This is a genomic window from Paenibacillus sp. 2003, from assembly GCF_031455635.1.
GTDB classification, from domain to species: Bacteria; Bacillota; Bacilli; order Paenibacillales; family Paenibacillaceae; genus Paenibacillus; species Paenibacillus amylolyticus_B.
On the sequence record NZ_JAVDTB010000002.1, the window covers coordinates 34,401 to 55,814 of the forward strand.

Sequence of the window (21,414 nt, forward strand, 5' to 3'; positions counted from 1 at the left end):
TTCTCGTCTATATTCCGTAAAAGCTCGTTTTGTCCATCGTTTTGCTGGCATACTCGGTTTTGATCTCATTACGATACGAGCGTTCGATCTTGCGCACATAGGAAAGTCGCTTCACATTTTTCATCGTATCTTCTGCCCGTTCTGCATTAACATACATGACCACATAATGCATACGGCGGGAGATATAATGCACGGTGCCATATTTTTCGAGATTACGGGCAGCCTTCAAATCACTGACCCAAATAATGAATCCTGTCCTTTCCGCAAACATCATCGTTCCCCGCCCTTCTATAATGATTACTTAACTGCAACCACACTTGCCGCCACTACCGCAGCCGCCCTTCGGATTCGGGTCATTGCTCGGTACTTTAATGGTTGTTGACACTGCGAATGCAATGGTCTCTGACATCTGGAATAACATATCATCCAGGGACTTCTCTGCCTGTTTGAAGCGGATTACCGCCTCGAAATTTTCCAACTCCTGTTCCAGAGCCTTCACCTGGTCTTTTGCTGCATGATAATCCGGGTGAAAATGACCGAAACGCTGTGTTTCTTCAAACAATTCCTTCTTGGCATTCAGCTTCCGAATCCCCATCTGAATCTCAGGGGTAGTCTCGACTTGCTGCTTCCAATATAAATAATCCGATACTTCGGCAGATTGGTTAATCATGTCGCCCAGTTCATATGCGCCCGTTAACACTTGGGCCATATCGACCGTGTTCATTTCCGCTACGCTCATGAAATATTCATCCTATCTATATATAAAGTTCTACTTAACGTAGACTACCTCATCATAGCATATCCATGAATAGTTAAGAAGAGTTTTTCCTGCAATTAGAAATAGGGGGAACTCGAAAATTCGCCTTTCAACCTGATATTCACGTGATATAGTCAGGTTATGACATCATCTGGCAGGATAAGACGCATTGTATCCCACTCCGACGGGGAGAATGTACGCCATTCCGTCTCTGATGTATTTTCACTTGAATCCAGCATGCACCAACCGCTTAAAGTCCATTGTTCATGACCCTCTACCTGATGTGGAATGAGGTATTGCGTACGATTTTCCTGTTGTATCCCCAGCTTGGTCTGCCATTCAATGGCTTTGGCAGCAATCTGTCGGGCGGTTGAACTATGATATCGACGCCACTCCTTGTACCAGGTCTCCGGTATCTCCTCAAACCCCAACAGAGAGAACTTCTTCTCAATGACAGAATGATCACGCTCCAACCCATGCAGAGAAGCAGGGACATCAACCAGACCTTGATTATCCGGTGTGTAGAAAGAAGAATATACACCGCTCAACACATCTTTTTCTAATAACTTCGAATCATCTGCGGAGCCTGTACTTACATCCATTACCTCCATGTGCTGATCTAAAGTTAACGGTGCAGCATCCGTCTCCTTTGCCCAATCTTCTAACGCAACACGTACATTCTCCGGTATACCTGTCAGAGCATATTGATCCAGAAACTCTATCACTTCAGGTAATTCATACCCTCTGGCTATGACCGAAATGAATCGTTCTCTTGTCATGCGGTAGATCGACATTCGATCACGCGTCACCCGTTCTGCGCATTGCTCCAGCATCCAGATCACGTCAGGCCCTGCTTCCGGCGGCACCAACATTTCGAAATCAGGCTGCATGTAAAATCCACACGGCTCCGTCTCATTTATCATCTTTTGTTCCCGATTTAACAGGCTCTGTGGTTCGATCAACCAGCGGAATGCCAGCTCTCCCGACTGATCTTCTCCTACTTCACCATAACCCCAGCCAGCCAGTGCGCAGAGCCAGCCCCTGACTCGTGGTTTCAATTCCGAATTCTCTATATGGCACCATATGTTCTTTTCGGGAGCAAGCACTGCCAATTGATAACAGAAATGCTGCAACGCGGGTTCAGCTTCTCCGTATCTTTCCATACACGCTTGATATATTTCCCGATGCATCTGTCTCCACGAGAGCTTCAACCATTTTTGTAATCGATGATCTACAATCTGAATTCGATCATCTGACTTCTGAACCAGATTCAGACTGAGCAGTAGATCGAGAAGGATAGCTACGTGGGTCGGATACAAATCCGAATGCTCATATCGGATGCTCAGACCATCAAAGTCTGTCGAAGATAATACCGTGATCACACTTAATTTTTGAACACTTTTCTTATGTATAGTGCCCTTACCTGTCAAAGGAAGTCCTTCTCTTTTGATCCACGCGATCAGATGAAGCAGCTCCGCAGCAATATCCGGCTTTCCTTCCTGTAATACATGAGCATGCTGTGCCATCTGCTTAACGGTTATACCCACTCTTTGTGCGTAAGCAATCGTCAATGTCTCCATCAGCGAAGCAGGAATATAGAATAATCGCTCCCCCCAACTCTTATGCACAGATTCGATCCATTTTTGCTGCCGAAGGTTGGCAAATGAAGATTTGGCTTCTGCGACACTTAGTCCTTCGATGGCCCACTGTTCTCGACGCAGGAGGGAGGAAAAAGGCTGACCCGCATGTTTGTGAAAAATTGCACCAAGTACTTTTTGTTCCACCAAAGCAAGCTTTGACCAAGAATCAAGGTTCAGTACCACAGGCTCATCTATTGGTTCAAATGAAGACATATCCCAATCCCTCCTCTTTTCGCGAGTATAAATGGACTATTCGTTCTCATGAACGATGGCATATTCATATCCCTGCTCCACCAAGAACATCTGACGGTTTAATGCAAACTCCTGTTCCTTACTATCCTCTGATACCAGCGCATAGAAATAGGCTTTGTTTTCTCCCGCTTTCGGTCTCAGAATTCTCCCCAAACGCTGTGCCTCTTCCTGCCTTGACCCGAAACTCCCGGATATCTCAAGCGCAACAGCAGCATCGGGCAGATCCACAGCAAAATTGGCAACCTTGGATACCACAATCGTTTTAATCTCTCCACGTCGAAAAGCGGCAAACCATTTGATTCGCTCTTGCTGTGACATGGTTCCCGAGATTAGAGGTGCTTCAATTTCCCGGGCAATCAACTCAAGTTGATCCAGATATTGACCAATCACAAGTGCAGGCAAATCCCGATGACGTTCCAGCAACCGCTTGACTACACGTACCTTCGCCGGATTCTCGGCAGCCAATCGAAATTGATGCTTAACCTCAGCTTGCAGATAATTTGATCTTAGTTCCGGGGAGAACGGGATGCGTATCTCCTGACATTGTACATCGGCAATCCACCCTTGCTGCTCCAATTGTTTCCATGGCATATCATAGAGCTTCGGACCAATCAACGAAAACACATCCTGTTCACAGCCATCCTCTCGAACCAATGTAGCCGTTAATCCCAGTCTTCGGGTAGCTTGAATATCCGCAGTTGCACGAAACACTGGTGCTGGGAGCAAATGTACTTCATCATATATGATCAGCCCCCATTGCCGCTCACTGAGCAGTTTGATGTGGGTAAAATCAGCATCCTTTGATTTCCGGTGTGTAAGAATCTGATATGTAGCTACAGTCACAGGTTTCACCTGTTTTTTCTGACCTGAATACTCACCAATCTGTTCGCTGGTAATTGTGGTTTTGTCTTGAATTTCTTGAATCCACTGTCGCACAGACGTTGTATTGGACGTCAAAATAAGGCATTCACATTGAAGCCGCTCCAGCACGGCCATGCCAATGACCGTTTTGCCTGCCCCGCAAGGAAGTACGAGTAAACCACTTCCTCCCATGCCCTCACTTCCTTCGAATGCATCCACAGCCTCTCTCTGGTAAGAACGCAGCGCAAATCGCTCAGAGTGGTCCCCTGTATCATTGGTTCGCCATTGGAATGAAAGCTTGGTTCCCTCCCGATACCCCACGTAATCAAGTACGGGGTAACCCAATCGTGTTAATTCCCTTTTTAATAACCCTCGCTGTTCTCCTGGGAGCAAAAGTTCATGAGCGTCCTTGCGTTCCATACGAAAGGCAGCTATCGTTTTCAATCCACTTAATTCATCCAGCAACCGCTCATCCTCACTGTAAAGGCACATTCTGGTGTGATCTGCTTCGGAATGCAGCTTTAATTTGCCATACTGATCCATGATTCTCCGAACATCCTGTATGAGTGCAGCAGGCACGTTCCAGCGGGATACCAGCTCCAGACTTGCGATGACTTGTTCTGCATTCCATCCCAGCGCAGCAGCATTCCAGAGCGATAACGGAGTGATTCGGTAGGTATGAAACGCTGCCGGTGTCTTAACCAGTTCTGAATACATCCCAAGTTGCTCTCTTGCTCTTTCGAATCCGGGGTGACCAACTTCCAGCAAAACTGTAAAATCTCGCTGAACAATACAAGCATCTGTCCTTAACATATGTTCTGTTCCTTCCATGTGGAGCCTTCCTCCTCACAAAAAAAGTCCAGTTCCGGCAGCTTCCGAAAATGAACCTCTATAATTTCGAGTTCAAAAAGTCAAATTTTCAGTACCGAAAAATGGACTTTTTGAACAACCTCTAAAAATCCACAAAAAAAACATCCTGCCCATACCTTGGTATGAACAGGATGCCCAACTGCATCTAAAGTCATTCGGCTGTGTAACCCTTAGCCATGGCAATAAATAATCTCACGGCCGTCTGCATCGCGTCTTCATCAAAATCAAACATCGGATGGTGATGCGGATAGATCGCATTTTTATCCGGGTTACCTGCTCCAACAAACATAAAGCACCCTGGAACCTTCTGCAGATAATAAGCAAAATCTTCCGCTGGCATCAGCATTGGGGAAGCTTTCACTCGTTCTGCCCCAAATAATTCTGTAGCTTCTCTGAAGAAACGTGCTGTCTCCTGTTCATCATTAACCACAGGCGGATATCCCATAATATATTTCACTTGCGTCTCTGCCCCATAAGCTGCCCCTGTCTGGGCTACCATGGTAAGCACACGCTCTTTCATCCCGTTTCGGGTCTCTTCATCAAACGTTCTTACCGTACCGCTCATTTTGCATTGCTCTGCAATTACATTCTGAGCCGAGCCCGCCTGCATTGTACCAATGGTCAGCACCGCGGGTTGCAATGGATCCACCGAACGACTGACAACGGTCTGAAGCTGCATCACAAGCGCAGAACCCGCGATAAGACTATCTATCGTGGATTGTGGCATCCCGCCATGTCCACCTTTGCCTTTGATCTCAATGTAAAAATCGTCCGCCGCCGCCATCATCGGTCCTGCTTTACTGGCAACAACACCTACAGGCAGCGGGGTCCAAAGATGAATGCCATATATGACATCGACACCTTCAAGCGCACCATCCGCAATGACCTGAACTGCGCCGCCCGGAAGCAGTTCTTCTGCTGGCTGGAACAAAAAACGAATCTCTCCTTGGATCTCCTGCTTGTGACGGCTGAAATACAATGCCGTACCGAGCAAGATGGAGATATGACCATCGTGGCCGCATGCATGCATCGCTCCTGCTTGTTGTGATGCATACTCGACATTCTTTTCATCCTGAATTGGAAGTGCGTCCATATCAGCTCGCAGCATGACGACAGGCCCCGGCTTGTCCCCACGAATTGTACCGATGACCCCGTGGCCGCCAACATGACGCCTCACTTCAACGCCATAGCTCTCCAACATATCCGCTACAAAAGAGGATGTCTTCTCCTCATGAAAGGAAATCTCAGGATTGCGATGAAGGTGACGCCGCCATTCCACCATGTGGATCTGCAGATCTTCCCACCATATATTATTAGTCATGTCTCTCCACCCTTTCAATCTTGAACGGGACTTGAATCAAGCCCGAACCTTCCTCTTCAAACCTATTGCTGTATATTGTAGCAGAATTGGAAGAAAACCGATACGAAACACCCTTGGAAAGCTTGCACGGGAAGGGGAAACATACTATCATGAACTAGAGAAATACTCGAGAAATTATACTCGGAAGCTTATGAGGAGGATCAAACGCTTATGATTTTTGAGAATACAGGCTTGGATGGCTTGAAGAGCGACTTGGCATACCTGGATGAGAGCGCCGAGAAAGTCGGATTTGTCCGGTGGCAATGGGAATATTACCGTGCTACATATGACTACAAAATTGAAGATGAACAAACCAACTCAGAATACTTTGTACGCATTAATACCCGCGCTGTGGAAGGCAAATTGGAAAAACCGGATACCGTTCTTGCTGTTGAAGCAGTATACCTTGGCAAAGCCACTTTCCCTCACGGCCTGGATTATGACTCTTCCGTTCCGCAACCAGTCGTGAAGCTGGCAGCCGAAAAATTACAGCAGCTTAAAGAACTGCTGGAAGCATAGGCTGGGCCAAACGATGAAACAACAAACGGCCCAAACGAAAACGAAGAGAGGCACGCCGGATTTTCAACTGCTAATCCTCACTTTATTGTTGGTGGGCTTTGGACTGGTGATGGTATTCAGCTCCAGTTCCAGCATTGCAATCGCAAGCGAAAGATTTAACAATGATGCCCTTTACTTCACGAAAAAACAACTTATGTGGGCGATTATCGGTCTATTTGGCATGTTTTTTGCCATGAATATCCGCTTCAACAAGTACAAAAAGCTTTATGCACCCTTTTTCCTGCTTACTACGGTAATGCTAGTAATTGTGTTGGTCACAGGCGCGGTATTGAACGGTGCACGAAGCTGGATTCACATTTTTGGTTTCAGTCTTCAGCCTGCGGAATTCGCTAAAATTGCTATCATTCTCTATCTCTCTGCTCTTATTACCAAAAAAGGTGAGAAATTCAGGGTTTTCAAGACAGGGTATTTTCCCGTCTTGTTCATCGTTGGATTCATCGCAGGGCTGATTATGCTGCAACCAGACTTCGGCACCACCTTCATTCTGGTGTCCACCTGTGGTCTCTTGATCTATGCCGGTGGAGCCAGTATGAAACATATCCTGGGTTCGATTCTCTTGGTTGTACTCGGTGGGGCACTGGCGTTTGGAGCGAATTCTCTGTTTTCTTCCATGTCTCCTTCCGACACAACGACTGCTACAACAGCAGTCACTGCGGAGCAGAACTACAAGATCGGACGGATTCAGGCTTTTCTTGATCCATTATCCGATATTAATGGCGGAAGTCTTAACCTCTACCGTTCGCTTGTTGCCATTGGTGATGGCGGCATGACAGGTTCCGGGATTGGACAAGGTACAATGAAGCTGCACTATTTGCCAAATGCGTATAATGACTTTATTTTCTCCGTAATTGGGGAAGAACTCGGATTCATCGGAAGTGCATTATTCTTGCTTGTTTACCTGTACTTCATCTGGCGAGGAATTATTGTCTCTCTCCGCTGTCCGGATCCATTCGGAACATTGGTCGGCATAGGTATCATGGGACTAATCGCGATTCAGGCATTTATCAACATCGGTGGTGTAACTCAGACCATTCCGGTAACGGGTGTCACACTTCCGTTTATCAGTTATGGAGGTACCTCACTCTTTGTGATGATGGTTGCCATGGGCATTCTGCTTAGTATCTCACGCACCAACAATCTGGACGTGATCAAGGAAGAGAAAACGAAGTCCGTGACTGTACAGACACAGACTCGTACCTCACCTGCTCTTCGTTCACGGGAGTCCATCCGTCGGATTCGATAAAAAACAACACAAAAAAGGCTGTGCACCTAATGGATGCGCAGCCTTTTTCTGTGTACTCGGTACAATTCTGTCTATCAAGATGAAGAACAGGTCAATATGGCTCTGTTCTCCATTGCGGATTGCGATTTCTACAGATCGTCGCCTTTGAAAGATACGCCTTCTACCTTTACATTGACTTCAACCACGCGTAATCCGGTCATGGTCTCTACCGCTTCTCTTACATTCTGCTGGAGCATACGGGAAACTTCATGAATCGGGGTTTCGTACAGGACGATGATGCGCAGGTCAATGGCTGCTTCCAGCTGGCCGACCTCAACGCTCACGCCTTTCTGTACGTTTTTACCGCTGAGTCGCTTCGCCCAGCCCTCTGACAATCCTCCAGACATTGCGGCAATTCCGGGTGTTTCCATTGCAGCCATTCCGGCAATTTTTGCAACCACGTCATCGGCAATCCGGATGTTTCCGCTCTCCAGTTGAAGTTGTTCTGCCATGCCACATCCTCCTTCACTTCGTTACTCGTATTTTAAATCCTTTCCACCCCAAAAAGCAAATTAAACTCAAAAAGATGCGTTTACAACCTACCACCATTTGGTTATATTGAAATATGAAAATAATCTCATAAGCGATTTACAATGCAATTCAAAACAAAATAATTTATAACCGAGGTGTTTGTTGTGAGAAACCGGATTTCATCCATTTTGCTGATTGCGTTCTTTGCACTCAGTGCCATCGCCCACTACTTGAAATGGGATTCGATTCTACAGTTCGTGATATCAGCCATTTCGGTTATTTTTGTGGCCGGTTTTTTAGGCAAAGCCACCGAAAATGTGGCTCACTACGCCGGACAGCGGCTGGGTGGATTCTTGAATGCCACGTTCGGCAATGCTGCCGAATTGATCATCGCCATTTTCCTCGTTAAAGAGGGACTGTTCGACATGGTCAAAGCAAGTCTGACAGGCTCCATCATCGGAAATCTGTTGTTAGTGCTCGGGTTAAGTATTTTTGCCGGAGGACTCAAGTTCAAAATTCAGAATTATAATGTTTCACTCGCAGGTCTGAATGGTTCCCTGATGATTGTTGCCATCATTGCCCTGTTTATTCCGGCAGTCTTTCTCAATACACATTCCATTACACAGAAAGACACCAATACACTTAGTCTCATCGTGGCCGGATTGCTCATTCTCGCGTATATTGCGTGGTTGCTATTCTCCATGGTAACGCATAAGAACTACCTTGCAGACGTTACTGAGGATCGCGATGAAGAGCTACCGCATGAGCATGCTCCGGCATGGTCCAAGAAAAAATCAATTCTCTATCTGGTGCTCGCAACAGTCATGGTTGCCTTTGTCAGTGAATGGCTGGTGGGCACGCTCGAAGTCTTCACTTCGGAATTTGGACTTAGCGAACTGTTTGTCGGTGCATTCCTTGTGGCCATCATCGGTAATGCGGCCGAACACAGTGCAGCCATCATGCTTGCCATGAAAAATAAAATCGGAGCAGCCGTCGAGATTGCGGTTGGCAGCAGCTTGCAGATCGCGCTCTTCGTCGCTCCTGTACTGATTTTTGTCAGCTACTTCACAGGCAGAACCATGGATATCGTATTTACAACGATTGAACTGGTCGCCATCGGCGTATCCGTATTTATTGCGAAGTCCATTACCCAAGATGGTTCAACGAATTGGTACGAAGGTTTACTCTTGCTCGTGGTATATATCATACTCGGTGTATCCTTCTTCCTGGTATAACCCTTCCCTCAGGTAGCATATAAACAAGCCACAAGAGGCAGCCCGAATTTACATTCGGTGCTGTCTCTTTGCTTGTATACGCCTCCCGGCTGGCTTGCATCCCAATCCCGTTCAGACGCACAAAAAAAGCATGCATAAACGCCTGCATGCCTTCTATTCTGACCCGCGCATATGCAGGCTATTGCTCATTCTTCTTGTTCAAGGCTTCATATAGAATTGCCAAATTCCGCTCAAGCGCGCTAACCAGCTGCTTACCTGCACCTTCTGGAAGGAGCCCTGCACGAACAGCAAAATCAACTTCCTTGGAGAACCCATACATCTGTGTATCCAATACTTCCTCATAGAGAGGGCAGTAGCGGGTAGCCAGATTCTCCATCTGTACTTCAATAAGCTTCTGTATTTTATCTGCATCTTCTTGAAGAAGACTGATCGCTTTCAAATTCAGCTGGTCCTGCAGATCAGATGAAGTCATGCATTTTTCCCCCCTATGTCCCAAAAATCGCGTAAAGACGTTCTACCTCTAATATTAGACGAAATGAAGAGCTAATACAAGAACCTGACCAAAATAAGCCCGCAAAGTTAAGCCTTCTGTTGAAGCATAATCCACCTGTTCAAGTCACGTCCAGACGAGTATTCAGATCATTCCATGCCAAAAAACACCCCTGCCTAAAAAGGCAGAGGTGCTTCTTGAGAGCTATTACTCAGATGCGATGCTTACATTCAGTCCATGCTTGGCAAATACTTCTGACATGGCTGCTTTTGCTTCAACTGCATCCGGACCATGAACATGCAGTTCATAGCTGTGCGTGCTGATCAGCGTTGTAAACAATCCGAGAATACTTTTCACATCGATATACTTGTTCTCCGAATGAAGCACGATTGAAGAAGTAAACTTGCCTGCTGTTTGAGCAATTTCCACTACAGCCGCGTTATTACTCGACATAGGAATCCCTCCGTCTTTTTACTATTGGTATCATCTATTAATTACCACTACATGATACCGTGAATCCGCTTTCCTAGCAACAGCAAAATCCTGTTCCTATTTCAAACGGTCCGGATTCAGGCATTCCAGCTCAGGAATAACAAAAATACCGTCTTTACGAATCAGCACATCATCAAAATAAATCTCCCCGCCGCCATAATCCGGACGCTGGATCAACACCAGATCCCAGTGGATGGACGAGCGGTTGCCATTGTCCGTTTCTTCGTATGCCTGACCCGGTGTAAAGTGCAAGCTGCCTGCGATTTTTTCATCGAACAGGATATCTTTCATCGGATGCAGAATATGCGGGTTAAATCCAATCGCGAATTCACCGATATGACGAGCACCCTCATCCGAATTCAGGATTTCATTCAAACGCTCTGTATCGTTGCTTGTCGCTTCAATGATTTTTCCATTCTCGAACGTGAACTTGATATTTTCAAATGTCACTCCGTTATACAGCGTTGGCGTGTTATAACTAATTGTTCCGTTCACGGAATTACGCACAGGGGCACTGTACACTTCGCCATCCGGAATATTTTTTTGGCCAGAACATTTCTCTGCACCGATATCTTTAATGGAGAAGCTCAGTTCTGTTCCTGGTCCGGTGATACGAACTTTGTCCGTCCGCTTCATCAGGTTAGCAAGCGAGTCCTGCGCTTTGTCCATTTTGGCGTAATCCAGGTTACATACGTCGAAGTAGAAATCTTCGAACGCTTCTGTACTTGTATTGGCGAGTTGCGCCATACTTGCGTTAGGGTAACGAAGTACAACCCATTTCGTATGTTTGACACGTTGTTCACTATGTACCGGGTGGGAGTACAATGAATTGTACATTTTCATTTTTTCTTCCGGCACATCGGACAGATCATTCACATTTTCTCCAGCACGAATACCGATATAACAATCCATCTGTTTCATCCGGTTCAGATCAATCTCTGCCCACGTTTTCATCATTTCTTCTGTGGCATTTTTCAGCATCGCACGCTGTACGGTTTTATCAGTCAACTGTACAAAGACGTTACCACCTTTTTTGCCTACTTCTTCAATAATGGCGTTAATCAGATCACGTTCCGATCCAATCATCTCAACCAATACATTTTCACCAGGCTGTACATCTACTGAATAGCCCACCAGGTTTGCTGCAAGCTTTTGAATTCTTGGGTCCTTCATCTTGGTAAAATCCTCCTGTCATCTGCCATACTTAAATTGAACAACGGTAAATTACGATACTATTGTAGCACGCGAACAGTCATCCCGTCAGCAGGCAGTCCCTCACTTCGTTTATTGATATGACTTGAAGTTTACATCGGTGACAAGGGCTTCTTTGTTACTTTTACGGTTGTTGTCCGTGTAACTCATCTGACTTTCAGAGGATAAACGAAGAGGCAGACTGCTCTTCCGATCTACCGTGAGATGATATACCGTCTGCACGCTCGCTTGTTTCATCATCTGTTGCATCGTTGTTTCACCCTGTTTCCAAACTTTCTCCAGATCCTTCTCAAGCTTCTCCTTACGCGCCCCTTTCACCGAAGCTGCCTTATGCATATATTCTTCCCGAATGGCGTTCATCTCGTCGTTTAGCTGGGTTACAGCCCATGATTTGGCGTCTTCCGGTGCAAGTTCAATCCGTAATGTTCTGGTTCGACGACCAGCGCCATACTCCGATTGAATGGTTTTGTGCATCCCATCGATCTTCTCCAATTGGGCAATTGGGTTAAAACGAGAAAGAGACCCACGCAGCGGCTCATGCTGCGCTGACAATGCCATCCATTGCCCTTGTTTCCGCTCGAAAGAGGCGCTAAACCCACTGGGCTGTCCATTATTTTTTACGGCAGTTGTTTGAATGCCTGTGCCCACAGCAGTTACTTCTCCAGGTAATCGGGTCTGAAGGGTCAGACGATCATGATTCTCCAGCTTGCCTTCAAACTTGAACTGATTCTCGAACAGCCCACTGTTCTCCCGTCGAAGTCCTGCCTCTCCTTCAAAACTCAACGTTTCTTTTCCCGCTATCCCCGATAAAGCCAAGGAAAAAACCTCTTCAGGCGTTTGATCTCGCTGGATTAATCCACAACCCGGAACACCAATAATCACGATGCTCACAAATAACCATAATGTACGTAACGAATGGCGGTTAAACATGTCTATCTTCACCCTTCCGTGAACTTTCTCCATAGATTGCCCCGCCCGTATACGCTTATACTTCCTTCTATACACAACTTGATCTGCAATGCACAAAAAAAAGAGAACGACTCCGCAATTGGAATTGTTCTCTCTTAACGTGTTACATCCTGTTCCTCTACAACGATTCTGTTCCGACCACCATTCTTGGCGCTGTACAAAGCCATATCAGCCCGATAAAACAAGGACTCTACACTGACCTTTTCATCCATCCAATTCCACTCTGCGATGCCACTGGATACCGTAACGGGCGGTCTGGTCTCTTCTGCGACTCTCTTTCGAATCACTTCCGCATAATCTAACGCCTGCCTTACACTCACCTGTGGCATATAAATCGCCAGTTCTTCTCCACCCCATCTGGCACATACATCCTCCGAGCGAACAGAGCTGGTGACGATCTCACTCACTTGCTTCAATACTTGATCCCCCGTCTGGTGTCCGAATGTGTCATTCACCTGTTTGAACTGATCAATATCCACCACTATGAGGGAGCCACAGAATTCATGAGCCTGTCGCTCGTGAATCACACTATCCAGATAATGCCTCACATACAGACCTGTCAACATATCCAGATTAGCCAAGCGCCGAACCTCGGCATGCAGCGTGGCATTTGACAGGGCAAGCCCGATATGAATGGATAACATCTGCAAGAGCCGATAGTTATCATATGAAAAGTAATGCTCTCTACTATGTCCCAACAAAATGGCACCCTTCACTTCACCATTAACTCTGATCGGTGATGCAATAAGTGACATGGATCCCGTATCTTCCATGAAAAAGGAGGACACTTTATCATATTGCGCATAATTGACTATAATAAGCGGTTCCTCTGTTCGATAGATCAAGCCTGCGATACCGTAGTCTACAGAAAAGGATTGGTGAAAAACATCTTTCACGTTAGATGACATAACTTCGAAGTCATTTGTACTGTCATTGAGTTGAAGAATGCAACACGTTTCAGCCTGGAATATTTCCTTTAACTCTTGCTCGGATAGTTGATAAATCTCCGAAAGATGCAGACTCTTGTTCAACCGCTGTGTAAGATCATTAATTAAACGAAGTTCCTGAATTAACATATTGGATTGTTCATGCAACTTGGCGTTCTCAAAGGCCGTTCCTGCAGTGTCTACCATCATCGTAATCAATTGCAAGTCCGATTCTTCCATAATCTCTTCATTCATTTCGATATGGAAAACACCGTATATGCCTTGTTTGCCTTTCAGCGGAATCCCTACATCTACAATGCGGTTCTCTGCATCATGTGAGCGAGCAACAATCAGCTTACCTTCCATAAATGAACGCACACAAATATCTTCTCCTCGCTCGTGGACAAGCAACGGTTTAATCCGTGGATCAGAGTTGCTCTGATCCTGAGACATATACAATTTGATATAAGTCGCCGGGTACAAGTAGTCCATACTGTCAAATACCTCATCCAATATAGCCTCGACATCCATTTTGTCATGCATTCGCTGAACAATCTGAAAGAGGATGGACCTCCGGTGTTCCTCACGGGCTGTTTGTTCATGAGCATGTAACAGGTCCGTCATAAATATGTATTCAAATCTTCGGTAAAAGCAGGTGCGATAATGCAATGCCTCAGATTGAACCACAGCTTCAGACGTTTCATATCCATTGGATTCATAGATCACAGCAGTGAATACGGCAAACATATCCTTGTTTGTTCTAGAGAATAAGGGATGTGTTATTATAAGATATTCTCCGTGTTCGCTTGTCCCTTTAAGGGACAGGACCTGCCTCTTATCCAAACATTCCAATACCAGCCTGCGTGCATTTACGCCCGGATCAGCTTCATGATCGCTATCGTATCCTATGCAATCGCCTTCGGTGTTCCACACGCTGTAAAAGGTTGATGTTCTGGCCAGCCTTGAACCCACTCTGGAGTTCCAGTCACTGTATGCCTGCTCTAGCAAGCTGCCCAAATATGAAAAATCAAAAGGTGTGATATCCATTTTTTGCATCCACAACACATGCTCTTCATGAGAATGAGGAGCGGCAAAAGATGCGGAATCGCCCGAACTTCGTGAATTCAAGCTGGCAGGTAAACTTCTTAGATGTTCTAACATGTCAGGCGCTCCTTTGCACCGTTTTTGCATCCACCAGGATGCATTAATCTGCAGACGTTATCGCAAACCTGCAAATTCGTTGCGATAACCTTATTACATAAAGATGATTTAAAGTTAAGATACAATCTATTTTACTCTGTTTAAAGCTTTTTTGCATCCATATTTCAGAAAATTGTCCCATTATTTTAGGCCCAATGACCTATCGACAAATTTAGACGTTTTTTTGCTTTTATTCTACGCTTGACTTTGTTTCTCTTAAACTGTAATATAAATTGTTGATGAAGACTACTAATGGGTCTTTAAATTTGGGCATTACCGGTTGTGTCACCCTCATTCTTTTTGTTGCTTTCAGGACAGCGGCTGAACTTTCCTGATCGTTCTATGCGAGGCCAAGCCCGCATCAACAAATTGGAGCGCAAACAGAGCCCTAATATGAACTTTAACTAAAAAGGAGCTACTTTAAACATGGCACGTTACACTGGTCCTAAATTTAAATTGAGCCGTCGCCTCGGCATTTCCCTTAGCGGAACAGGCAAAGAATTGAAACGCCCTTTCCCTCCAGGTCAGCACGGAGCTAACCAACGCAGAAAAATGAGCAACTACGGTATGCAATTGCAAGAAAAACAAAAATTGCGCCACATGTACGGTTTGGGCGAGAAGCAATTCCGCACACTGTTCTCTAAAGCTCAAAAAATGCAAGGTATTGCCGGTGAGAACTTCATGTTCTTGCTTGAGTGCCGCCTTGACAACCTCGTTTACCGCCTTGGGTTTGCTAACTCCCGCGCTGGAGCGCGTCAGTTGGTAGCACACGGTCACGTAACTGTAAACGGCAAAAAAGTCGATATCGCTTCTTACCAAGTAAGCACTGGTGATGTAATCGGCTTGCGTGAGAAGAGCCGCGCTCTTTCTTCCGTTAAAGAAGCTTTGGAAGGCCGTTCGCATCTTCCAGCATACGTTGAATACAACGAAGCAGCTGTAGAAGGTAAATTCATCCGCTTGCCTGAGCGTGCTGAATTGTCCCAAGACATCGATGAAAAACAAATCGTCGAGTTCTACAACCGTTAATCGTTGCAATCACATTAAAGTTTCAATCCAAACAGCTGTCGAGATTTTCTCGGCAGCTGTTTTTCTATGCTTTTTTTTAATTATCTTCATTATAGGAACGTAAATAACGATATAAAATATAGACTCCCTTCAGGAGAAGCACACATCCATATATACATCACAAGAATGACATCGAGGGGGATTAAACATGCATTTTTTTCGCAATCGCAAGCTCGCTGTTAAGCTTGGACTTTTACTCGGGATCGTATTACTCTGTTGTATTGGAGCCCTGATTGCATTTAATACCAAATCCATTTACGACAAAAGCCTGCAGTACGGCGAAACCGTTGCTGGACAGGCAGCAAACCGGGCTACGAATGAGTTTATGACTGACATTAATCAGGTTAAAAACACGTTGGACACCATGAGTACCACCTTATTGGATGCCGCTCAGAACGGATCACTCAACCGTGAAGAAATCGTCAGACTCCTTGAACAATATCTGAAAAAGGACGAGAAAGTTTTTGGCTTTTACACGGGCTGGGAACCAAATGCCTTTGATGGAAACGATACGGAGCACATCAACAAAAAAGAATATGATGATGCTACGGGGCGATTCGTTCCATACGTTATACGTGATGGCAACTCCATGCATTTTGAGCCTATGCCTACTTATGAGGGAAGCGGTGAAACCAGTACTTACTATCAGCAGCCAAAGAAAACCAAATCCATCTATTGGTCCGAGCCTGTTACCTATACGGTTGGTGGTAAAGAAACACTGCTCGTTTCGATTGTCCTCCCTCTATTAGATGAAAACAAAAATTTTCTGGGCATTGTGGGGGCCGACTTTACCATTGATCGTTTTCAGCAAAATATAGCATCACTTAATCCGGATCAAGGGTATGCCATGCTTATTACTAGCGAAGGACAGATTGCTGCACATGGCTCCAAACCGGAACTGGCTAATGAAGGAGCCGTAATTCCATCTGAAATGAAGACAGTCATTCAGCGTATACAATCTGGCGAGTCCCAGTTTTACGCTACAGACCCTGAAGTAGGGGAAGAACTGTTTATTGCCGAGCCCGCCAGGTTACAAGGAACGGATTCAAACTGGTACCTTGTGTCGGCGCTGCCAAAGAGCCATATCCTTCAACCTTTCTATGACAGCTTGAACTGGTCCATACTGATTGCGGCACTGGCAGTACTTCTGCTTGCAGGTGTGGTTACCTACACTATCGTCTCCATTGTAAGGCAGTTGAGTCAAGTCAATATTGTCGCTGGACAGCTCGCTGGCGGGGATTTGACACAAAAGTTACCTGTACGATCCAAAGATGAATTTGGCGTCATGGCGGGTCATATGAATCAGATGATGGATACACTGCGACATACCATATCGGTTATATCCGAACATGCTTTATCTGTCGGCTCCACTTCTCAACAATTGACCGCAGGTGCCGAAGAAACAGGTAAAGCAGCCGAACTGATTGCATTAACAGGAGTCGAAGTTGCAGATAAAGCAGGTAAACAGGTGCAGGAGCTGCAAGAGTCCTCCCGTTCCATGAATGAAATATCTGCAGGGATCGGAAGAATTGCAAAGGCCGCCTCCGATGTATCGGATTCATCGCGAGCTGTGGCTGAGCGAACAACTGTCGGAACCGATAAGATTCAGTCCGCCATGCGTATGGTCGATAGTGCCACCTCTTCTGTGCAGACATCCATGACCGCACTGGAGAATTTCCGTCAACGTTCTGAAGAGATTGGCCATATTACAGGCATGATCACGGAAGTTAGCCGTCAAACTAATCTTCTTGCCCTTAATGCTTCCATTGAAGCATCACGAGCAGGTGAACACGGGCGCGGCTTTGGTGTTGTTGCTTCCGAGATTCGTAATCTGGCTGAACAATCCAGAATATCAGCAGCGCAGATTGCAGCGTTGATTCATAGCGTTCAGCAAGAGGTCCTTTCTCTCGTTGAAAATATGGAACAGGGGAATGCCGAGGTAAGCCACATAGCGGAAGTGATTAATGAGAGTGGTGAACTATTCCTCTCCATTTCATCACAGATTTCAGATGTTAATGAGCAGATTGAACATGTCTCAGCCATTGCGCAGCAGATGTCAGCTGGATCACAGCAGGTTGATGCCACGTTAGTGCAACTCAAAACCATTGGTCATGAGACAGCAGATCACGCAACTCGTGTTGCCTCTGCCTCTGAAGAACAACTCGCATCCATGGAAGAGATTACGGCGGCATCTGCCTCACTAGCGAATCTTACTCAGGAATTATTAGAACTGATTCAACGCTTCAAAACCTAATGTAGAAGACCTCCAATACGACAAATCATTCAGGTCACCCTATGCACCTCAGCATGGAGGTGGCCTGCTTATTTTGGCTTACAACTCATGAAATGTGCTTCAATATCGCATGATATATAGCATAATGCATGGCAGAATGGCAAATTTCGACCATTACTTGTATTTCTCAGGCATGCAAACCCGCCTTTTTATGCTATAATAAGTGCTGTTAAAAGGAGGAAGACACTGAATGGTTGATGTTAATAAGAAAAAGCCCGATGAACAGCCTGTACGCAAACGCAGTTTTGCCCGCAGACTGGGAAGTTTCGTCAAATGGATGGTTGTCCTTGGATTTATGGGGGCACTATTTGTAGGCGGTGCTTTGATGGGATACGTCAGTTCCATTGTGAAAGACGAGCCTGTCCGTTCAAGGGCCCTGATTGAACAAAAAGTCAGCGAAAACTCCATTACAGGCTTTGCTTACTTTGCCGACGGCAGTCCGATCGGTCAATTACGTACGGAAGAAGACAGGCGTCCGGTCACTACAGACCAGATCCCACAAAAGGTTATTGATGCTGTCATTTCGATTGAAGACAATCATTTTTACGAACATAAAGGTGTAGACATGAGCGGAACACTACGTGCCGTGAAACAAAAAGTGCTGAAAGAATCAGTACAAACCGGCGGTAGTACACTGACTCAGCAATTGGCGCGTCGTGTGTTTTTGAATCTGGATCGCACGGAAGATCGGAAAGTGAAAGAAATTTTGCTCTCACTCCGACTCGAACGTTTCCTGACCAAAGACGAGATCATGACAGCCTATCTGAACAAAGTTCCTTTTGGTAATGGTTCCAGCGGATACAACGTTTACGGAATCAAAGCGGCCGCCAAAGGATTGTTCAATATTAACGATCTAGAAAAAATCAACATCGCTCAAGCTGCTTATCTTGCTGGATTGCCACAACTCCCCTCCTCTTACTCCGCTTTTAACGGTAAAGGTGATTTTGTAGAGGAGAATTTTGACCGCGCAATCAACCGTCAGCATCTGGTACTGCGCCGTATGCTTGAACTGGGCAAAATCAATCAGTCCGAGTATGACAAAGCTCTTGCTTTTGATATCAAAAGTTCACTCGCTCCGAAGACCATCAAGGCTTACAACACTTATCCATATCTTATGATGGAAACGGAACGACAAGCTGCACAGATTTTGATGAAACAGTTGAATTCCGACACAGCTGAATCTACAGACAAAGCTGCGGATGCAGCCACACCTCAGAAGGAAAGCAGTGCATTATTAGAGGAAGCTCAGACGCAACTGCGGACAGGTGGATATCGTATATACACGACCATCAACAAAAGTATCTACAAAACGATGCGTACCATTGCGGAAGATGACAGCAATTTCTCAGCAGATGATCCTGTCAAAGGAAAAGAACAAACTGCTGCCATGCTGATTAATCACAAAACCGGTGCTATTCTGGGCATGATCGAGGGTCGGGATTTCCAGGATGAACAGATGAACTATGCAACGCAGATGATACGTCAGCCAGGTTCAACGATGAAACCTATTGCAGCTTATCTGCCAGCTCTGGATGAGGGTCTTGTCCAGCCTGCTTCTATTATTGATGACTCACCGATCATTCTCAAAAATGGTCCGAGCGGCTACCACATTGCCAAGAATGCCAACAATCGGTATCAGGGACTGGTCACTGCCCGCAGAGCACTGAATTATTCTCTAAATATACCGGCTCTGAAGTTGTTTAATGAAGAAGTAGGGATCGAGAAAGCTTGGACCTTCGCCAAGAAACTGGGGATTACCACCATTCAGAAGGAAGACTATCAGGCTCAGACAGGTGTTCTCGGAGGTCTCCAATACGGTGTAACCGTTGAAGAATTAACCAGTGCCTATGGCGCTATCGCCAATAAGGGCGTATATAACGATTCTTACATGATTAGCAAAATTGTAGATTCCAAAGGCAACATCGTTTATAAACACGATACTGAACCTGTCCAAGCCTTCTCGGAGCAGACAGCATACCTGATGACCGATATGCTGCGGACCGTTATTACAGAGGGAACGGCAGATAAAGTACGTGAAAATTACAAATATTCCAAGAGTGTGCCAATCGTAGGTAAAACGGGTTCCACTCAAAACTACGCAGATGTCTGGTTTGAAGGTTATACACCAGATGTCACACTTGGCGTGTGGGTTGGATACAAACAGCCGGTGAATACGCTGGAAAGTAAATCACAGAGAAAACGTGCGCAGCAACTGTGGTCGAAAATACTGAACGAAGTGATCGATACGCAAAAAGATCTGTTCGTCACAGATTCGTTCAAAAAACCATCTGGCATCGAAACGCGCACGGTGTCTGCATACAGTGGCAAGTTGCCAACATCCATGACTGACAAATTTGTTACGGATATTTTCAACAGCAAGTTTGTTCCGAAGGATAGCGATGACGGTGTAGCCAAAGCCAGGTACATTACTTACAATGGTGTAAACTATATTCCGCGTGACGGAACACCTTCGGACATGTTGAAGGAAAAAACAGTAATCAAACGTAAAAAACCAATCTCGGATCTCATCAAAGAATTGCAAAATGCATTCTCACGTATGAGTCGACATGAGTCACTTGCGTATTACCTTCCTGAAGATGCTGATGCAGACATGCCAACACAGATTGATCCAAGAACAGATAACGGTAAAGCACCTGATGCACCAGGCAACGTACGCATCTCAACCTCGGGTGACAGAGCTGTCATTACATTTAATGCCACACCTGAAAATGATGTCGTGGGTTATCGTCTGTATCGTTCTGTAAACGGTGGAGGATTCCAGAACCAGGGTCAAGTTGTCCTGACTGGTGAATCGAGATCATTCTCTGCATATGCAGCACAAGGCGGCAACTTCGCCTTCTATGTGACCGCAGTGGATGTTGCCGGCAGAGAATCTGCTCCTAGCGCTACAGTAAATAGTGCTGGTGTAGCTCCTCCTGTGGAAGAAGAGATTAATGAGCCAATTGAAGTTCCAGGCACAGTCATTACGCCGGGAGAAACGCAGACCGATAATACAACAACGACAGCCCCAGGCACACCTGGTCAAGTCAGCGTATCTGCCCTCTCTCAAGGACTGCGCATTCAATGGGCGTCAACTCCAAACGCAGATAGTTATGCTGTATATTACAGTGAAACAGGCTCGGCTCCTTACACCAAAATTGGAACAACAGCGGGAAATACGATGGATTATGGAGTACCCGCGTCGACCAGTGGATGGTTCAAGGTATCTGCCAGCAATAGTGCAGGTGAATCCGAACCTTCTGCAGCCATACATTTTCAACCCTGATTCAGACATAGCTTTCCAAAACAAGCCGCATCCTCAGACTGTATCTGAGTGTGCGGCTTTTTATTTGTATTTACAGCAGCCAAAAAGCCTGCTTTCATGCCATTGGCATAAAGCAGGCTTTTACAATCCATTTTAATGGGTAGAGTCACCGTATTTGGCTTCGTAAAGTATCAA

17 protein-coding genes are annotated in these 21,414 nt (G+C 45.7%); 6 read left to right on the top strand and 11 right to left on the bottom strand.

The window, feature by feature from the left end; genetic code table 11:
* Window positions 1-7: 7 nt before the first annotated feature.
* The 5 genes from J2X75_RS12200 to J2X75_RS12220 all read right to left on the bottom strand — a co-directional run bounded on the left by J2X75_RS12200 (window position 8) and on the right by J2X75_RS12220 (window position 5,701).
* Window positions 8-271 (bottom strand): YlbG family protein, encoded by a 264-nt coding sequence (locus tag J2X75_RS12200; protein ID WP_095290540.1) that lies wholly within the window; start codon window positions 269-271, stop codon window positions 8-10.
* A 30-nt stretch (window positions 272-301) separates the two neighbouring features.
* Window positions 302-739: a YlbF/YmcA family competence regulator gene (locus J2X75_RS12205; RefSeq protein WP_036614642.1), complete on the bottom strand. Its 438-nt coding sequence runs from the start codon at window positions 737-739 to the stop codon at window positions 302-304.
* Window positions 740-891: 152 nt separating this feature from the next.
* Window positions 892-2,610: a helicase-associated domain-containing protein gene (locus tag J2X75_RS12210; RefSeq protein WP_310336855.1), complete on the bottom strand. Its 1,719-nt coding sequence runs from the start codon at window positions 2,608-2,610 to the stop codon at window positions 892-894.
* A 36-nt stretch (window positions 2,611-2,646) separates the two neighbouring features.
* Window positions 2,647-4,341, bottom strand: coding sequence for a DNA repair helicase XPB (locus J2X75_RS12215; protein WP_310336859.1), 1,695 nt, complete (start codon window positions 4,339-4,341; stop codon window positions 2,647-2,649).
* Between the two features lie 190 nt (window positions 4,342-4,531).
* A complete protein-coding gene (locus J2X75_RS12220) occupies window positions 4,532-5,701 on the bottom strand; it encodes a M20 family metallopeptidase (protein ID WP_310336861.1) in 1,170 nt (389 codons plus the stop codon).
* 210 nt (window positions 5,702-5,911) lie between these two features.
* On the opposite strand from J2X75_RS12220, the gene J2X75_RS12225 reads away from it, so the two are divergent.
* Together J2X75_RS12225 and ftsW are read left to right on the top strand one after the other, a co-directional pair.
* Complete coding sequence (locus tag J2X75_RS12225) at window positions 5,912-6,259, top strand: YugN family protein (protein WP_074095774.1); 348 nt, start codon at window positions 5,912-5,914, stop codon at window positions 6,257-6,259.
* Between the two features lie 13 nt (window positions 6,260-6,272).
* Window positions 6,273-7,562, top strand: a complete 1,290-nt coding sequence (ftsW, locus tag J2X75_RS12230; RefSeq protein ID WP_310336866.1) for a putative lipid II flippase FtsW — start codon at window positions 6,273-6,275, stop codon at window positions 7,560-7,562.
* A gap of 128 nt (window positions 7,563-7,690) precedes the next feature.
* On the opposite strand, the gene J2X75_RS12235 is transcribed toward ftsW, so the two are convergent.
* Complete coding sequence (locus J2X75_RS12235; protein WP_017687428.1) at window positions 7,691-8,053, bottom strand: Asp23/Gls24 family envelope stress response protein; 363 nt, start codon at window positions 8,051-8,053, stop codon at window positions 7,691-7,693.
* Window positions 8,054-8,236: 183 nt separating this feature from the next.
* Here J2X75_RS12235 and cax point away from each other — a divergent pair, with 183 nt between their 5' ends.
* A complete protein-coding gene (gene cax / locus J2X75_RS12240; RefSeq protein ID WP_036674882.1) occupies window positions 8,237-9,307 on the top strand; it encodes a calcium/proton exchanger in 1,071 nt (356 codons plus the stop codon).
* A 178-nt stretch (window positions 9,308-9,485) separates the two neighbouring features.
* On the opposite strand, the gene J2X75_RS12245 is transcribed toward cax, so the two are convergent.
* From J2X75_RS12245 to J2X75_RS12265, 5 genes are all read right to left on the bottom strand, one after another.
* The gene (locus J2X75_RS12245) at window positions 9,486-9,779 is read right to left on the bottom strand and encodes an Fpa/YlaN family protein (protein WP_017687426.1); all 294 of its coding nucleotides are present in this window, start codon (window positions 9,777-9,779) and stop codon (window positions 9,486-9,488) included.
* 225 nt (window positions 9,780-10,004) lie between these two features.
* The gene (locus J2X75_RS12250; protein ID WP_036614658.1) at window positions 10,005-10,250 is read right to left on the bottom strand and encodes an HPr family phosphocarrier protein; all 246 of its coding nucleotides are present in this window, start codon (window positions 10,248-10,250) and stop codon (window positions 10,005-10,007) included.
* 96 nt (window positions 10,251-10,346) lie between these two features.
* Window positions 10,347-11,462, bottom strand: a complete 1,116-nt coding sequence (locus J2X75_RS12255) for an aminopeptidase (protein WP_076211404.1) — start codon at window positions 11,460-11,462, stop codon at window positions 10,347-10,349.
* A 111-nt stretch (window positions 11,463-11,573) separates the two neighbouring features.
* Window positions 11,574-12,464, bottom strand: coding sequence for a hypothetical protein (locus J2X75_RS12260; RefSeq protein WP_310336876.1), 891 nt, complete (start codon window positions 12,462-12,464; stop codon window positions 11,574-11,576).
* A 101-nt stretch (window positions 12,465-12,565) separates the two neighbouring features.
* The gene (locus J2X75_RS12265) at window positions 12,566-14,557 is read right to left on the bottom strand and encodes a sensor domain-containing diguanylate cyclase (protein ID WP_310336878.1); all 1,992 of its coding nucleotides are present in this window, start codon (window positions 14,555-14,557) and stop codon (window positions 12,566-12,568) included.
* Window positions 14,558-15,022: 465 nt separating this feature from the next.
* Between J2X75_RS12265 and rpsD the strand changes: the two genes are divergently transcribed.
* The 3 genes from rpsD (at window position 15,023) to J2X75_RS12280 (ending at window position 21,240) form a co-directional block, all read left to right on the top strand.
* Entirely contained in the window at window positions 15,023-15,622 is a 600-nt protein-coding gene (rpsD, locus tag J2X75_RS12270; protein WP_062835377.1) for a 30S ribosomal protein S4, read from the top strand.
* A gap of 187 nt (window positions 15,623-15,809) precedes the next feature.
* Window positions 15,810-17,915, top strand: coding sequence for a methyl-accepting chemotaxis protein (locus J2X75_RS12275; protein ID WP_310336882.1), 2,106 nt, complete (start codon window positions 15,810-15,812; stop codon window positions 17,913-17,915).
* A 229-nt stretch (window positions 17,916-18,144) separates the two neighbouring features.
* The gene (locus J2X75_RS12280) at window positions 18,145-21,240 is read left to right on the top strand and encodes a transglycosylase domain-containing protein (protein ID WP_310336885.1); all 3,096 of its coding nucleotides are present in this window, start codon (window positions 18,145-18,147) and stop codon (window positions 21,238-21,240) included.
* The last annotated feature ends 174 nt before the right edge of the window (window positions 21,241-21,414 follow it).

Bases quoted from the DNA above. Each gene is read 5' to 3' on its own strand.
- J2X75_RS12200 (WP_095290540.1), bottom strand. From the start codon at position 271: ATGTTTGCGGAAAGGACAGGATTCATTATTTGGGTCAGTGATTTGAAG.
- J2X75_RS12205 (WP_036614642.1), bottom strand. From the start codon at position 739: ATGAGCGTAGCGGAAATGAACACGGTCGATATGGCCCAAGTGTTAACG.
- J2X75_RS12210 (WP_310336855.1), bottom strand. From the start codon at position 2,610: ATGTCTTCATTTGAACCAATAGATGAGCCTGTGGTACTGAACCTTGAT.
- J2X75_RS12215 (WP_310336859.1), bottom strand. From the start codon at position 4,341: ATGGAAGGAACAGAACATATGTTAAGGACAGATGCTTGTATTGTTCAG.
- J2X75_RS12220 (WP_310336861.1), bottom strand. From the start codon at position 5,701: ATGACTAATAATATATGGTGGGAAGATCTGCAGATCCACATGGTGGAA.
- J2X75_RS12225 (WP_074095774.1), top strand. From the start codon at position 5,912: ATGATTTTTGAGAATACAGGCTTGGATGGCTTGAAGAGCGACTTGGCA.
- ftsW (WP_310336866.1), top strand. From the start codon at position 6,273: ATGAAACAACAAACGGCCCAAACGAAAACGAAGAGAGGCACGCCGGAT.
- J2X75_RS12235 (WP_017687428.1), bottom strand. From the start codon at position 8,053: ATGGCAGAACAACTTCAACTGGAGAGCGGAAACATCCGGATTGCCGAT.
- J2X75_RS12245 (WP_017687426.1), bottom strand. From the start codon at position 9,779: ATGACTTCATCTGATCTGCAGGACCAGCTGAATTTGAAAGCGATCAGT.
- J2X75_RS12250 (WP_036614658.1), bottom strand. From the start codon at position 10,250: ATGTCGAGTAATAACGCGGCTGTAGTGGAAATTGCTCAAACAGCAGGC.
- J2X75_RS12255 (WP_076211404.1), bottom strand. From the start codon at position 11,462: ATGAAGGACCCAAGAATTCAAAAGCTTGCAGCAAACCTGGTGGGCTAT.
- J2X75_RS12260 (WP_310336876.1), bottom strand. From the start codon at position 12,464: ATGGAGAAAGTTCACGGAAGGGTGAAGATAGACATGTTTAACCGCCAT.
- J2X75_RS12265 (WP_310336878.1), bottom strand. From the start codon at position 14,557: ATGTTAGAACATCTAAGAAGTTTACCTGCCAGCTTGAATTCACGAAGT.
- rpsD (WP_062835377.1), top strand. From the start codon at position 15,023: ATGGCACGTTACACTGGTCCTAAATTTAAATTGAGCCGTCGCCTCGGC.
- J2X75_RS12275 (WP_310336882.1), top strand. From the start codon at position 15,810: ATGCATTTTTTTCGCAATCGCAAGCTCGCTGTTAAGCTTGGACTTTTA.
- J2X75_RS12280 (WP_310336885.1), top strand. From the start codon at position 18,145: ATGGTTGATGTTAATAAGAAAAAGCCCGATGAACAGCCTGTACGCAAA.